At 65.8% G+C, this 14,191-nt stretch carries 10 protein-coding genes and 1 pseudogene; 7 read left to right on the forward strand and 4 right to left on the reverse strand.

What is annotated here, in order from left to right; all coding sequences use genetic code 11:
* Positions 1–217: 217 nt before the first annotated feature.
* The gene (locus OG584_RS34465; RefSeq protein WP_405783743.1) at positions 218–1,321 is read left to right on the forward strand and encodes an IS701 family transposase; all 1,104 of its coding nucleotides are present in this window, start codon (positions 218–220) and stop codon (positions 1,319–1,321) included.
* A gap of 367 nt (positions 1,322–1,688) precedes the next feature.
* On the opposite strand, the gene OG584_RS34470 is transcribed toward OG584_RS34465, so the two are convergent.
* Positions 1,689–2,468 carry a thioesterase II family protein gene (locus tag OG584_RS34470; protein WP_405783745.1) on the reverse strand — a complete coding sequence of 260 codons (780 nt, stop codon included), beginning with the start codon at positions 2,466–2,468 and terminating at the stop codon, positions 1,689–1,691.
* Positions 2,469–2,826: 358 nt separating this feature from the next.
* On the opposite strand from OG584_RS34470, the gene OG584_RS34475 reads away from it, so the two are divergent.
* The gene (locus tag OG584_RS34475; RefSeq protein WP_405783747.1) at positions 2,827–4,170 is read left to right on the forward strand and encodes a lysine N(6)-hydroxylase/L-ornithine N(5)-oxygenase family protein; all 1,344 of its coding nucleotides are present in this window, start codon (positions 2,827–2,829) and stop codon (positions 4,168–4,170) included.
* A 68-nt stretch (positions 4,171–4,238) separates the two neighbouring features.
* On the opposite strand, the gene OG584_RS34480 is transcribed toward OG584_RS34475, so the two are convergent.
* On the reverse strand, positions 4,239–4,475 hold the full coding sequence (locus OG584_RS34480; protein ID WP_405783749.1) for an MbtH family protein: 237 nt from the start codon (positions 4,473–4,475) through the stop codon (positions 4,239–4,241).
* A gap of 308 nt (positions 4,476–4,783) precedes the next feature.
* Between OG584_RS34480 and argC the strand changes: the two genes are divergently transcribed.
* The 5 genes and pseudogenes from argC (at position 4,784) to ileS (ending at position 12,342) form a co-directional block, all read left to right on the forward strand.
* Positions 4,784–5,812 (forward strand): N-acetyl-gamma-glutamyl-phosphate reductase, encoded by a 1,029-nt coding sequence (argC, locus tag OG584_RS34485; RefSeq protein ID WP_405783751.1) that lies wholly within the window; start codon positions 4,784–4,786, stop codon positions 5,810–5,812.
* The gene (gene argJ / locus OG584_RS34490) at positions 5,809–6,960 is read left to right on the forward strand and encodes a bifunctional glutamate N-acetyltransferase/amino-acid acetyltransferase ArgJ (RefSeq protein WP_405783753.1); all 1,152 of its coding nucleotides are present in this window, start codon (positions 5,809–5,811) and stop codon (positions 6,958–6,960) included. The genes argC and argJ overlap by 4 nt, the downstream gene beginning before the upstream one ends.
* Entirely contained in the window at positions 6,957–7,835 is an 879-nt protein-coding gene (gene argB, locus OG584_RS34495) for an acetylglutamate kinase (RefSeq protein ID WP_405783755.1), read from the forward strand. Before argJ ends, argB begins: the two co-directional genes overlap by 4 nt.
* Positions 7,832–9,028 (forward strand): acetylornithine transaminase, encoded by a 1,197-nt coding sequence (locus tag OG584_RS34500; RefSeq protein ID WP_405783757.1) that lies wholly within the window; start codon positions 7,832–7,834, stop codon positions 9,026–9,028. Before argB ends, OG584_RS34500 begins: the two co-directional genes overlap by 4 nt.
* A 174-nt stretch (positions 9,029–9,202) precedes the next feature.
* Positions 9,203–12,342, forward strand: a pseudogene (ileS, locus tag OG584_RS34505) (isoleucine--tRNA ligase).
* A gap of 84 nt (positions 12,343–12,426) precedes the next feature.
* Here ileS and OG584_RS34510 read toward each other — a convergent pair.
* Together OG584_RS34510 and OG584_RS34515 are read right to left on the reverse strand one after the other, a co-directional pair.
* The gene (locus OG584_RS34510) at positions 12,427–13,152 is read right to left on the reverse strand and encodes a thioesterase II family protein (protein WP_405783759.1); all 726 of its coding nucleotides are present in this window, start codon (positions 13,150–13,152) and stop codon (positions 12,427–12,429) included.
* 82 nt (positions 13,153–13,234) lie between these two features.
* Positions 13,235–14,191 (reverse strand): chlorinating enzyme, encoded by a 957-nt coding sequence (locus OG584_RS34515; RefSeq protein ID WP_405783761.1) that lies wholly within the window; start codon positions 14,189–14,191, stop codon positions 13,235–13,237.

Here is a 14,191-nt window from a genome sequence, read left to right on the forward strand (position 1 = left end):
AGTTGCCGAAGCTGAGTCCGTTTGCCGGTCTCCGATGCTGTCACCTGCGGTCTGCGTCGTTTTGCCGGGTAGCGGGGACATACAGCGTAACTGTCTTGATTGTGAGGTGACTTGGCGAAGTTGAAAAACGTGGATACCGAAGGCCGCAAAAAAAAGGGGCGACCGTTATTCTGGCGGTGAACCAGCGTGGGGCTGGTGCGCAGACAAAGGGGAACCTGTGTACGGGCTCACGCCGCACCATCAGCAGCTGCTTCGCGCCTTCATCACCGAGCTGTTCGAGGAACTCCCGAGGGCGGACCAGCGACGCTGGGCCGGCGCCTACCTGGAGGGGCTCCTGACGACGCCGGGGAAGAAGACACTGCGCCGGATGGCCGACACTCTCGGCGCCTCCTCCACCGCGTCGCAGAGCCTGCACCAATTCGTCAACGCCAGCCCGTGGCAGTGGGGGCCCGTCCGTGACCGCCTCGCCCAGTGGGTGGGACAGCGCTCGACCCCCGACAGCCTCGTCCTCGACATGGCCTACATCCGCAAGAGGGGGAATCAGTCATGCGGCGTACACACTCGGTACATCCCGGGGGAGGGGGTCGGATCATGCCAGCTCGCTCTGGCCGCGATGTTGGCCGGGCGGGACCACATTGCCCCGGTCGACTGGGACCTGCACCTGCCGGGCCGATGGCTCGAGGATCCGGCAGCAAGGACACGCACCCGCATCCCTGACGCACTCGTACCCAGGAGTGCAGGCCGGCAAGCACTGGACCTCGTCGATGCGCAGGACCCCAGACTGACCGCGGCACTCCCTGTCGTAGGCAACTTCAGCTGCGCAGACGGGATTACTTCGCTGGTCATGGGATTGACCAGGCGCAGCCGAGAGTTCGTCCTTGCTGTGCCGGCGACCATGCTGGTGCGCACCGAGCGGGGCAATGCCGTCCCCGCGGGCCAGATGTGGGGTCCCTCCCGCCCGCAGTACCCCGATCACAGTGACCGCCCGCACGGCTGGCCGACACCGCCGGCGATGGCGACTGCCATGGTCCGTCTGCCGCTTACGCACGCTACCGGCCCTGAGTGCCAACTCATGACGGTCAGACCCAGCAACGGGAGTCGCACGCCGCAACTGTGGCTCAGCAACGTGCACGACAGACGGCGCATGTACGTGTTGGCCGGCCGCCTCGACGACTCCGCACGTCTCATCGAAGTCCTCGCAGATCGGTTCGGCCTGGCCGACTTCGAAGGCAGGTCGTACCCGGGCTGGCATCACTACACGACTCTTGTATCCGCCGCATACGCCTGGAGCCAGGTGAGCCACACGTACGAGCCGGCGTAGAAGACGCGCCGGGCGCTGCGGCGCCCGGCTCGGAACATGAACTCAATGGATGGGCCGGCGGCTGCTGCCGCAGACGCTGGAGCTGGACCGATGAGCGGACCGGCCGCCGCCGGCCCGCCGACGCCTGGACCGAACGATCCGGCTCCACGCGATTCGGGGGACGAACCCTCCCGCGAACCGCACAGGAAGAGGGCTGCCGGCGCGTCGCCGCCTCGGAGCGGCCGACGCGGCACAGCTGACGTTCGCCCTGAGAGTGCGGGGCTGCAGCCGGCCGCACGGGCACGACCATCGCCGGCTGCGCCGGGCGCCCGCCAGGGACTACGGGACGGCCCGAACGCGGGCCTGTCAGCCGGTACTGCCGCACTCGTCAGGAGAGCGGTGTTCTGCCTCCGGGAAGCCCACTCTGACGGAGCCGCGAGCCTATGTTCCGGGTCAACTCCGTCTGCTGCCCCACAAGGTAGAAGTGGTCACCCGGGAACACTTGGAGTTCGAAACTCGTGGAGGAGGCGTCAGCCCATCCACTCATCGTCGCCGTGTCGACGTCCGGGTCGGAGTCTCCCACGTAGGCCACAACGGGGAACGGAAGAGCCACGCTGGCTCTCGGCGTGTAGCCGGCCACCACCTTGAAATCGGCGAGGATCGCCGGAAGGATCAGATCTGCGAGGTCGGGGTCCTCCAGGAGTGCTGTGTCCGTACCGCCCAGCCGGCGCACCTCATCCAGAACGGCGGCGACATCGTCCGGATCGGGGAACGTCCGGTCCGCCAGATGCGGCGGGGTGCGCCCAGACACCATGAGGGCCGACAACGCCACATTGTGCTCACGGTACAGGCGCAGTGCCACCTCATAGGCGAGTGAGGCACCCATGCTGTGACCGAAGACGGCCAACGGAACGTCTGTGAACGGCAGGATCTCGGTGGTCAGGGCATCGGCGAAGTCGTCCATCGACGTCATGAGCGGATCATTGAGGCGGTCATGACGGCCCGGGTATCGAGCCACCAGAACCTCGATGTCATCGCTGAAGGCCGGGGGCCAGCCATGGAAGAAGGCCGCGGACCCGCCCGCATGCGGCAGACACAGAAGCCGGAGCCTCGGCCCGCGCGTACTCGGGTAGCGTTTCACCCATTTACTGGCAATGGAATTGCGCATGAGCGTTGCCCCTCGACATCCTGTTGAATCAACTGTAACCCGCCGACAGTAGCGGCCATTTCGGAGCCTATCCAGCAATATCTCAAACCTACAGGGCTTCGCCGTCCTGTCGCCAGGACAAGCGCGTTTTCCTCGTGCGCCCTTGCAAAGCTTCACCTGGTATCTCTAGCTTGGCGAAAGGAAATGCTGCCACTGAAAGTCAAAATCGCCGGAGAAGTCACTGTTGGCGTTTTCCTTGTCGTGGAGCAATGGTAAAAGCGCGAGTTGGTAGCATCCCTGACTTGATACGCCATCGAGTTAACGAACTTTACCGGACTGATGTGTGGCGTTCTCACGTCTCGAATCGGGAGAAGATTTCATGGACGCAATTCCTGCGGAAGTCCACGACGTAGTTGGCATCGGTTTCGGTCCGTCCAACCTGTCCCTCGCTGTGGCTCTCGAAGAGCTGGGCCAGGGGAGCGCCGACCAGTCGGTATCCGCTGTGTTCTTCGAGCGGCAGGAGACCTTTGGCTGGCACCGCAACATGCTGCTTCCGTCGGCGACGATGCAGATCTCGTTCCTCAAGGACCTCGCGACCTTCCGCAACCCCACCTCGAAGTACAGCTTCGTCTCGTACCTGCACAGCGCCGGCCGGCTCGCGCGCTTCGTCAACAACCAGGACTTCTTCCCCACACGCAAGGAGTTCCACCAGTACCTGGAGTGGGTGGCCTCCAATTTCCGGGAGCGGGTCAACTTCGGCCACGAGGTTGTCGCCGTCCGTCCCGCAGCAGGTGCCGTCGGACCGATGGACCACCTGGAGGTCGAGGTCCGCCGCCTGTCCGACGGCTCCGTGCGCGTAATACGCGCCCGCAACGTCGTCCTCTCCACCGGGCTGGCCGCCCGAATGCCTGACGGCATCGACCGCAGTGAACGGGTCTGGCACAGCTCCGAGTTCCTCACGAAGTTCCGTTCCGTGGACCCGGACAGCCTCAAGTCGGTCGCCGTCGTCGGGGCCGGTCAGAGCGCCGCAGAGATCACGCGCTACTTCCACGACTCTCTGCCGCACGCCCAGGTCTACTCCGTTCTGCCCTCCTACGGATACGCGCTGGCCGACGACACACCCTTCGCCAACCAGGTCTTCGACCCGACGGCCGTCGACGACTACTACTTCGGCACCGACACCACCCGGCAGGCCTTCTGGGACTACCACAAGAACACCAACTACTCCGTGGTCGACGACGATGTCATCAGGGACCTGTACCGCCGCACCTACGAGGAAGACGTCCACGGCACGTCGAGACTGCACTTCTTGAACCTCACGCGCGTCAGCGCCGTGGAAGCCGAGGCCGACCGCACCCGCGTCACCCTGACCCACGGCGACCTGAAGGAACTCGACGTCGACGTCTGTGTCTTCGCCACCGGCTATGACGCCATGGACCCCGCCCGTCTGCTCGGCGATTTCGACCGCCAGTTCCTGCGTGACGCGCGAGGCGCCCACCAGGTGACGCGCGACTACCGGCTCGTCGCCGCCACTGAGAACGCTCCAGGGCGCGTGTACCTCCAGGGCGGAACCGAGCACACCCACGGCCTGACATCGTCCCTCCTCTCGAACCTTGCTGTGCGCAGCGGTGAGATAGCCGACTCCATTCTCGGATTCCGCCTCATCGAGAAGGAGCTCGAACTGCCCGCAGCTGAAGCGGAGGTTGTCGCCACCGGGGGCTGACCAGGAAAGGAAAACGGGCGGGTCCGGGCACTTCGAGTGCCCGGACCCGCCCGCACGACTGTGGCCGTCTACGCAGCGTTTGTCGCTGACGCATCGGCGGCCATCGCGTCCTGCAGGCTCTTGGGGCGAAGGTCCGTCCAGTGCGTCTCTACGTAGTCCAGGCACTCCTGCCGGCTCGACTCGCCGAATACGGCGCGCCAACCGGCGGGGACGTCCGCGAAGGTCGGCCACAGGGAGTGCTGCTCCTCGTCGTTCACCAGAACGAAGAACCGACCCTCGTCGTTGTCGAAAGGATTGCTGCTCATGGTCCCTCCAGGACGTCGATGCAGAATGAGACTTTGCATAGCCGAGAAAGTTGAATGCCGGTCGCTGACACGCGCCGCACATATGTCGCCCAAAATGTTGGCTCGCACGCCAGTTTGGCAGGATCGTCCTGGCCTGCGCAACAGGCGAATGTCCGGTGGACAGGACAGAGTTACGTCGTGCCGCGGGTCCGCACGATAATGCCTGCTGTGGGTGCCGAATGGCGTCGGTATCCCTCATCATCCAATACGCAGAAGAATACGGATTCAGTCCGCGCACCGGCCACGCCGGGAAGCGGGAGGGGGACAAATTGAGCCTGCGCGTAGCAGTGGCCGGGGCCAGCGGGTACGCGGGTGGTGAGCTCCTGCGGCTCCTGCTCAACCATCCCGAGGCAGAGATCGGGGCGTTGACCGCCGGGACCAACGCCGGTGAGCCGCTCGGCCGGCTGCACCCCCATCTGCCCGAACTCGCCGACAGGCTCCTTGAGCCAACCACCGCCGACGTCCTGGGCGGCCATGATGTGGTGTTCATGGCTCTGCCACACGGCAGTGCGGCCCAGTTGAGCAGAGAACTCGACGACGTACCGCTGATCATCGACTGCGGTGCCGACTATCGGCTGACCGACGAGGCGGCGTGGACCGAGTTCTACGGGAGCGACCACGCCGGAACCTGGCCCTATGGACTCCCTGAACTCCCCGGCCAGCGGGACGTCCTGCGCCAGTCGCGCAGGATCGCCCTGCCAGGATGCTTCCCCACCGTGGCCACCTTGGCACTGTGGCCCGCCTACCGAGCGGGGCTGCTCGCTCCCGCAGTCGACATCGTGGCGTTCACCGGGGCCTCCGGAGCCGGGAAAACGCTCAAGCCGCATCTTCTGGCGAGCGAGGTGATGGGATCCGCCACACCCTACGGTGTGGCCGGGACGCACCGTCACACCCCCGAACTGGAACAGAACCTCTCGGCTCTCGCCGGTGTCCCGGTCGAGGTGTCCTTCACCCCGGTGCTCGCCCCGATGACGCGAGGCATCCTCGCAGTCTGCGGTGCCCAGGTCCTGAACGGTGTGACGGACGGCGATGTACGCGAGGTCTACACGAAAGCGGCCGCGAGCGAGCGCTTCGTGCACCTTCTCCCGCCGGGTCATTGGCCGACCACAGCCGCTGTCACGGGATCCAACAGTGCCCATCTGCAAGCAGCCCTCGACATACGGCGGCAACGGCTGATTGCCATCGGCGCCATCGACAACCTGACCAAGGGAACAGCCGGCAACGCCGTGCAGTGCATGAACCTCGTTCATCGATTCAACGAAAACACCGGACTGACAACCGTAGGAGTTGCTCCATGAGCATCACGGCACCACAGGGCTTCACAGCGGCAGGCGTGGCCGCCGGTATCAAACACGGCGGGGGACCGGACCTGGCTCTGGTGGTGAACAACGGGCCGTGCAATGCGGCAGCCGGCGTGTTCACCTCCAACCGTGTCACGGCGGCCCCGGTCGACTGGACCAGGCGCGTGGTCTCCGGCGGTGAACTGACTGCGGTCATCCTCAACTCCGGTGGTGCCAACGCCTGCACCGGGCCCGGCGGCCACGCGGACACCGAGGCGACCGCACACAAGGTGAGTCAGGTCCTTGGCGTGCACCCCGACGAAGTCGCCGTCTGCTCGACCGGACTCATCGGCGTCCACCTCCCCATGGACCGTGTGCTCAGCGGAATCGACCAGGCTCACGCCGAACTGTCGCCGGATGGCGGCCGGGCCGCATCCATCGCCATCAAGACCACTGACTCGGTTCACAAGACAGCCGTTTGCCATCAGGACGGCTGGACCGTCGGCGGCATGGCCAAGGGCGCGGGAATGCTCGCTCCTGGCCTGGCTACCATGCTCGTCGTCCTCACCACCGACGCGGACGTTCCCGCTGCCGCACTCGACGAAGCTCTGCGGGACGCTGTCGCCGTGACGTTCGACCGGATCGATTCCGACGGCTGCATGTCCACCAACGACACCGTGCTCCTTCTCGCCTCGGGCGCCAGCACCATCAGGCCCGCGTACGAAGCACTCGCAGCCGCCGTGCGCACTGTCTGCGCCGACCTCGCCCGACAGCTGATCGCGGACGCCGAAGGCTCCACCAAGGAGATTCGTATCGATGTCGTCGGGGCCGCGACCGAACAGGACGCTGTAGATGTGGGCCGCTCCATCGCGCGCAACAACCTCTTCAAATGTGCCATCTACGGCGAAGACCCCAACTGGGGCCGCGTTCTGTCCGCCATCGGCACCACCGACGCCCGGTTCGAACCACACCTGCTCAACATCGCCATCAACGGAGTGTGGGTATGCAAGGACGGTGCCGCGGGTGAGGACCGCGGTAACGTCGATCTCACCGGCCGCGACGTTGTCATCACAGCCGATCTGGCCGCAGGACCGCAGCGTGCCACGATCTGGACCAACGACCTCAGCGTGACCTACGTCCACGAGAACAGCGCGTATTCCTCATGAGTACCTCCTCCTACGCGCCGGCAGCCGAGGGCCGGGCCGGCACCGGACTGGGCGAGATCGTCGTCATCAAGCTCGGCGGCAGCACCACGGTCGACGACGACCTCAAGCGAGCCTTCGCCCATGACGTGGCGGGCCTGCACGAAGCGGGTCTGCTCCCCGTCGTCGTCCATGGCGGCGGACCACAGATCAGCACCGAACTTGCCCGCCAGGGCATCGCATCCGAATTCAAGGGCGGCCTTCGCGTCACTTCCCCGGCAGCGATGCACATCGTGCGCATGGTGCTCGCCGGACAAGTGCAGCGTGAACTCGTCGGTTTGATCAATCAGCACCAGCCCCTCGCGGTCGGCATGACCGGTGAGGATGCCAATACATTCGTCGCGGCCAGGCATCTCGCGGAGATCGACGGTGAGCTCGTCGACATCGGCAGGGTCGGTGAGATCACCCGCGTCGACACCCGTCTTCTGGAGAGCCTGCTGGCCGACGGCCTCATTCCGGTCGTGTCCTCCATCGCCCGCAGCGTGGAGGACGACGATGTGTACAACGTGAATGCCGACACCGCCGCGGCCGCACTGGCCACCGCCCTGGGAGCAGCGCACCTGCTGCTGGTGACCGACGTGGCCGGGCTCTACGCCGACTGGCCGCACACGGACGACGTCTACGAACGGCTCACGGCCAGTGAACTCGAGGATCTGATACCGGAACTGTCCTCCGGCATGCTCCCCAAGATGAGGGGATGCCTCGACGCGGTGCGAAACGGAGTGCGCAGCGCACGGGTCATCGACGGCCGCGTCCGCAACGCGATCCGCACCACCGTCCTGACCGGCGAGCCCATGGGCACCACGGTCGTGCCGGACATTCCCGGAGAGATGACATGAGCGAGAACGCCTCCCTGACCACGCGCTGGCAGAACGCGATGATGGCCAACTACGGAACGCCTCGGGCCGCCCTCGTCCGAGGAGCCGGCACTGCTTTCTGGGACGTGGACGGCAACAGATACCTCGACTTCCTGGGCGGCATCGCCGTCAACGTGCTCGGCTCAGCGCACCCGGCGATCGTTCGTGCCGTCACCGAGCAGCTCAACCAGCTGGGACATGTCTCCAACCTGTTCATCGCGGAACCCCCGGTACGTCTTGCCGAAAACCTGCTCGGCCTGGCCGGGCGTCAAGGTCGCGTCTTCCTGTGCAATTCGGGGACAGAGGCCAACGAAGCGGCGCTCAAGATCGCCAGGTTGACAGGCCGGCCCCAGGTCATCTCCGCCGACGGGTCCTTCCACGGACGCACCCTGGGCGCCCTGGCCATGACGGGCCAGGCCGCGAAGCGGCAGCCCTTCGAGCCCCTTCCCGGTGGTGTTCTCCATGTCCCCTACGGAGACGTGGATGCGCTCGCGACGGCGGTCACCGACCGGACCGCCATGCTCATCCTGGAACCCATTCAGGGCGAGGGCGGCATCATCGTGCCACCGCCCGGCTATCTGGCCGCGGCCCGGGACATCACTCGCCGCACCGGTACCCTCCTCGCCTTCGACGAAGTACAGACCGGAACCGGTCGCACCGGCCACTGGTTCGCGCACCAGTCCGAGGGTGTGGAGCCCGATGTCATCACCCTGGGCAAAGCACTCGGCGGAGGCCTCCCACTCGCGGCGGTGCTCGCCTTCGATGAAGCAGCCGGCCTGTTCGCGCCCGGAACCCATGGCTCTACTTTCGGCGGGAATCCGGTCGCCTGCGCCGCGGCCCTGGCCGTACTCGAGACCATCGAGGACCAGAACCTCCTTCAGGCCGCCGTGCGGCAGGGCGATCGCCTGGTGAAGGGCATCGGAGAGCTCAGGCATCCCCTGGTCGACCACGTCAGGGGCAGCGGCCTCCTGCAGGGCATCGTCTTGACCCAGCCGCATGCCAAGCACGTGGAGGAGTTGCTGGAATCGTCGGGATTCCTGGTCAACGCCGTCGCAGCAGATGTGATCAGACTGGCACCGCCCCTCATCATCGCCGATGCGGATGTGGACGACTTTCTCCATGCCCTTCCTGCCGCCCTGAACAAAGCCATGGCCGCTCAAGAGCAGCCGGCCTGAAACCGGACCGTCCCGCACGCAGCTCTGATATCCACGGATCCTAGAATCACGGTGACTAGGGTCCCCAAATCAACCACGGCCTCCAAATCAGCTGCCTTACACCGTAGTTGCGTGCCAGCCTGATCCCTGGCTCCAGAGCCACCCGTCTGTACAGACCATGCCGAAGGAAGCTTGTTGAACACCCAGCCGCAGTACCAGCAGGTGCCCGCGCAGGTTGACCTGCCCGCCCTTGAGCACGCCGTGCTCGATTTCTGGCGCGATCAGAAGATCTTCGCCAGAAGCCTGGAGCAGTCCGAGGGCCGTCCCGAGTGGGTGTTCTACGAAGGACCGCCGACCGCCAACGGTATGCCGGGGGCGCACCACATCGAGGCCCGTGTCTTCAAGGACGTCTTCCCGCGCTTCCGCACGATGCAGGGCTACCACGTGCCGCGGAAGGCGGGCTGGGACTGCCATGGTCTGCCCGTCGAGCTGGCGGTGGAGAAGGAGCTGGGCTTCAACGGCAAGCAGGACATCGAGGCGTACGGGATCGCCGCCTTCAACGACAAGTGCCGTGTCTCGGTGACCCGGCACACCGACGCCTTCGCCGCGCTGACCACCCGGATGGGCTACTGGGTCGACCTGGAGAACGCGTACCGGACGATGGACCCGTCCTACGTCGAGTCCGTGTGGTGGTCGCTGAAGGAGATCTTCAACAAGGACCTGCTGGTCCAGGACCACCGGGTCGCCCCCTGGTGTCCGCGCTGCGGCACCGGCCTGTCCGACCACGAGCTCGCACAGGGCTACGAGACAGTCGTCGACCCCTCGGTGTACGTGCGCTTCCCGCTCACCTCCGGCCCTCTCGCCGACCGGGCCGCGCTCCTGGTCTGGACGACGACGCCCTGGACACTCGTCTCCAACACCGCGGCCTCGGTCGGGGCGGACATCACCTACGTCGTTGCCACTGACGGACGAGAGGAAGTCGTCGTGGCCGAGGCGCTCCTGGCCACCGCCCTGGGTGAGGGCTGGGCGAGTACCGGCGAGTCCTTCACCGGCGCCGAGATGGAGCGGTGGAGCTACCGGCCGCCTTTCGACCTCGTGCCTATGGAAGGCGCCCACATCGTTCTCAACGGTGACCATGTCACCACCGAAGCCGGCACCGGGCTGGTGCACACCAACCCCGCATTCGGCGAGGACGACTACAAGGTCTGCAGGGCCTATGGACTGCCGCTCGTCAATCCGGTGCGCGCCGACGGTACCTTCGAACCCGAACTCCGTCTCGTCGGAGGTCAGTTCTTCAAGGACGCGGACGAGACCGTCCTCAAGGACCTCGACCATCGCGGCCTGCTCTTTCGCCACGAGGCCTACGAGCACAGTTACCCGCACTGCTGGCGTTGTCACACCGCGCTCCTGTACTACGCGCAGCCGTCCTGGTACATCAGGACCACTGCGGTCAAGGATGCGATGCTCCGGGAGAACGAGGGGACCAACTGGTTCCCGGAGTCGGTCAAGCAGGGCCGGTTCGGTGACTGGCTGAACAACAACGTCGACTGGGCGCTCTCCCGCAACCGCTACTGGGGCACCCCGCTGCCGATCTGGCGCTGCGAGGACGACCATCTGACGGTCATCGGCTCGCGTGCCGAGCTGAGTGATCTGACCGGCACCGACCAGTCGGACCTCGACCCGCACCGCCCGTACATCGACGAGGTCACCTTCCCCTGCCCCCAGTGCGAGAAGACCGCCACCCGGGTCCCCGAGGTCATCGACGCCTGGTACGACTCGGGTTCGATGCCGTTCGCGCAGTACGGCTACCCGTACCGGAACAAGGAACTCTTCGAGCGGCGCTACCCCGCACAGTTCATCTCCGAGGCCATCGACCAGACGCGCGGGTGGTTCTACACACTCATGGCGGTCGGCACGCTGGTCTTCGACAAGTCCTCCTACGAGAACGTCGTCTGCCTGGGCCACATCCTCGCCGAGGACGGCCGGAAGATGTCCAAACACCTGGGCAACACCCTCGACCCGATCCCACTGATGGACCAGCACGGAGCAGACGCCGTCCGCTGGTTCATGGCCGCCGGCGGCTCCCCCTGGGCCGCCCGCCGCGTCGGCCACGGCACCATCCAGGAAGTCGTCCGCAAAACCCTCCTCACCTACTGGAACACCGTCGCCTTCCAGGCCCTGTACGCCCGCACATCCAACTGGGCCCCCTCCACCTCCGACCCCGCACCCGCCGAGCGCACCGTTCTGGACCGCTGGCTCCTGAGCGAACTCAACGCACTCGTCGACCAGGTCACACAATCACTGGACGCATACGACACCCAGCGCGCCGGCAAACTCCTCTCCGCCTTCGTCGACGACCTGTCCAACTGGTACGTACGACGCTCACGCCGCCGCTTCTGGCAAGGAGACAAAGCCGCACTGCGCACCCTGCACGAAGTGATCGAAACCGTCACCGCCCTGATGGCACCGCTCACCCCCTTCATCACCGAGCGGGTCTGGCAGGACATGGTCGTCCCCGTCACCCCCAGTGCCGCCCAGTCGGTCCACCTCTCCAGCTGGCCAAAAGCAGACCTCACAGCCATCGACCCGCAACTCTCCCGGCAGATGACCCTGGTCCGCCGCCTGGTCGAGCTCGGCCGCGCGACACGCGCCGAATCCGGCGTCAAAACCCGCCAGCCACTCTCCCGCGCACTCGTCGCCGCCACCGGCTTCCACTCGCTGACACCCGAACTCCGCACCCAGATCACCGAAGAACTCAACGTCACCTCCCTCGCCTCCCTCTCCGAAGTCGGCGGCTCGCTCGTCGACACCACAGCCAAGGCCAACTTCCGCGCACTGGGCAAGCGTTTCGGCAAGGGCGTCCAGGCCGTGGCCAAGGCAGTCGCGAACACCGACGCCGCCGCACTCTCACACGCACTGCGCGAGGGAACCGCGTCAGTCGAGGTCGACGGGGAACACGTCACCCTCTCCCCCGACGAAGTCATCATCACCGAAACCCCCGCGAAGGCTGGTCAGTAGCATCCGACTCAGGTGCCACAGTCGCCCTCGACCTGGAGATCACCCCCGAACTGCGCAGGGCCGGGCTGGCACGTGATGCCATCCGCCTGATCCAGGAGGCCCGCAAGAACAGCGGCCTGGACGTCGCGGACCGTATCGCCGTCCGCTGGTCCAGCCACGCCGCGGAGACCAAGGACGCGCTGACCGAACACGCGGGTCTCATCGCGGACGAGGTCCTGGCCCTGGACTACGCGGAAGGCGACGCGGACACAGGAGCGTACGGCGAGCCGTTCACTGACGAGGGCCTCGCCCTGACGTTCCGCCTCCACAAGGCGTAGACCCTGTCCACCGCGGCCGATCGGCCCGGACCCCACCGGGGGTCCGGGCCGATCGGCCGTCGTGTGGCTGCACGGGCAGCCGGTTCATGGGTGCTGGCTCCGCACCACTGTCAGGCGGCCGGCGACGAGGGCTGCCACCTCTTCGGCGTCCTGTTCCAGGTAGAAATGGTCTCCCGGAAAGCGGTGGATCTCCGTATGTGAGGTTGAGTTCAATCGCCACTCCTCGAGCTGGCGCGCACTGAAGATGTCGTCCGAACCGCAGCACACCATGATGTCCGCCTCGGTGACGATGCGCCGCTGCTTGCGCAGGAAGGATTCGGACAGCGCGAAGTCGGCTCGCAGCAGATCGGCAGCCCGCGACCGCAGCTGCGGATGTTCGAGTATCTGGCGGGGTACGGCGCCGCCCGAGGCGGCGGTGATGCGGAAGATCTCTTCGTCGTCGGTCAGCAGAGCCGATCCTGTGAAGGGCAGGACGGCTGCGACGGGGCCGGAGTTGGCCGACGCGAACAGCGTTGAGCACCGGACGCCGCCCTCCGTCTCCTCCAGGCGGGAGGCGAGGGCCAGTCCGAGATAGGCTCCCAGGCTGTGTCCGAAGATGGCGAACTCGCCGTCGATCCCATCGATTTGCCGCACCAAGTGGTCCACCGCGTCGTCAGCAGTCGTTGCCGGATCCTGGCGCCAGGACAGGCCGCGTCCAGGAAGATCCAGGGCGATGGGATGGATCTGCGGCGGCAACGCGGCGACAAGTGCGTCGAATACCTTCGCTGATCCGCCCGCATGGTGGAGCAGGATCAGAGGGAACGGTGTCATACGGCTCTCCTGCGGACATGGCGGAAAATAGGGAGGCTGGGCACGGTGTGGGGGCAGGCCGACCCCCACACCGTTCGTCCGGTTACGCCTGCTGGCGCGGTACGAAGGGGAAGCCCCTTCGGCTCTCCTTCGCCACACGGTTGTGGCCGTAGGTGTCGGTGCCCGAGACGAGAACCGTCCCGTAGTTGTCGAGCGTGATACCGCCGCCGTACTCGTTGACCGCGTCGGTGCCCGGATAGACCTGCACCTGGGTGGGGACGAACCGTGTCGCGTACCCCATCCGGTAGTCCTTCTTACTGCCGGTGTGCGGCAGAGAGGCGTGCATGAGTGTCGACCAGAAGATGACGCACTCGCCGGGCTTCATGACGAGCGGGAAGGCCTGTGACTCATCGGGGCTCCAGTCCGGGTCCTTCTGGAGCTGGCGGTAGTCGTAGCCGAAGAATCCGCGCTTGACGCCGTCCTTCTCCCGGGCGTTGAAGGTGTCGGCGTCGTACGCCATGCCCTTGGACTCGTCATAGTTCATGTGCTTGTGCGTTCCCGGCATGAGCTGCAGGCACCCGTTCTCCTTGGTGGAGTGGGTGAACGCGGTCCATACAGTGATTGTGCCGCCGAACGCAGGGAGGCCGTCATCGGACGGCCAGACGATCTGCGGACTGCCGCTGGCGTGAGCGAACGTTGCCGCCTGGTGCCAGTCGGTGCCCTCATCACCCTGGAACTTCGGGAAGAACTCCGAACGCCAGCACAGCAGATCGGGGCCGAGGATCGACGCGACCCGGTCCACGATCTCCCGCTTCATGATGTGCTCGGACAGCAGGTCGACGTCGAGGTGGCGGTCGTAGTTGGAGATACTGCTGGCCTTGCCCGAACCCTCGGGGTAGATGGCGTGGGAACGGTCACGCAGTTCCCGCTGGATGGTCTTCCAGCGGTTCTCCATCTCCTCGACTTCATAGATCTTGATGGGGCCGATGAAGCCGTCGCGCTCGAATGACTTCAGTTCTTGTTCGCTGAGAGAATGGGTGATCAGCTCACTTGTCGTCAT

Origin of the sequence: Streptomyces sp. NBC_00859 (assembly GCF_045161865.1) — a bacterium.
Lineage (GTDB): Bacteria > Actinomycetota > Actinomycetes > Streptomycetales > Streptomycetaceae > Streptomyces.

Excerpts from the sequence above, each read along its gene's own strand:
- OG584_RS34475 (WP_405783747.1), top strand. The coding sequence starts at position 2,827 with ATGGACGCAATTCCTGCGGAAGTCCACGACGTAGTTGGCATCGGTTTC.
- OG584_RS34500 (WP_405783757.1), top strand. The coding sequence starts at position 7,832 with ATGAGCGAGAACGCCTCCCTGACCACGCGCTGGCAGAACGCGATGATG.
- OG584_RS34480 (WP_405783749.1), bottom strand. The coding sequence starts at position 4,475 with ATGAGCAGCAATCCTTTCGACAACGACGAGGGTCGGTTCTTCGTTCTG.
- argB (WP_405783755.1), top strand. The coding sequence starts at position 6,957 with ATGAGTACCTCCTCCTACGCGCCGGCAGCCGAGGGCCGGGCCGGCACC.
- OG584_RS34515 (WP_405783761.1), bottom strand. The coding sequence starts at position 14,191 with ATGACGACAAGTGAGCTGATCACCCATTCTCTCAGCGAACAAGAACTG.
- OG584_RS34510 (WP_405783759.1), bottom strand. The coding sequence starts at position 13,152 with ATGACACCGTTCCCTCTGATCCTGCTCCACCATGCGGGCGGATCAGCG.
- argJ (WP_405783753.1), top strand. The coding sequence starts at position 5,809 with ATGAGCATCACGGCACCACAGGGCTTCACAGCGGCAGGCGTGGCCGCC.
- OG584_RS34470 (WP_405783745.1), bottom strand. The coding sequence starts at position 2,468 with ATGCGCAATTCCATTGCCAGTAAATGGGTGAAACGCTACCCGAGTACG.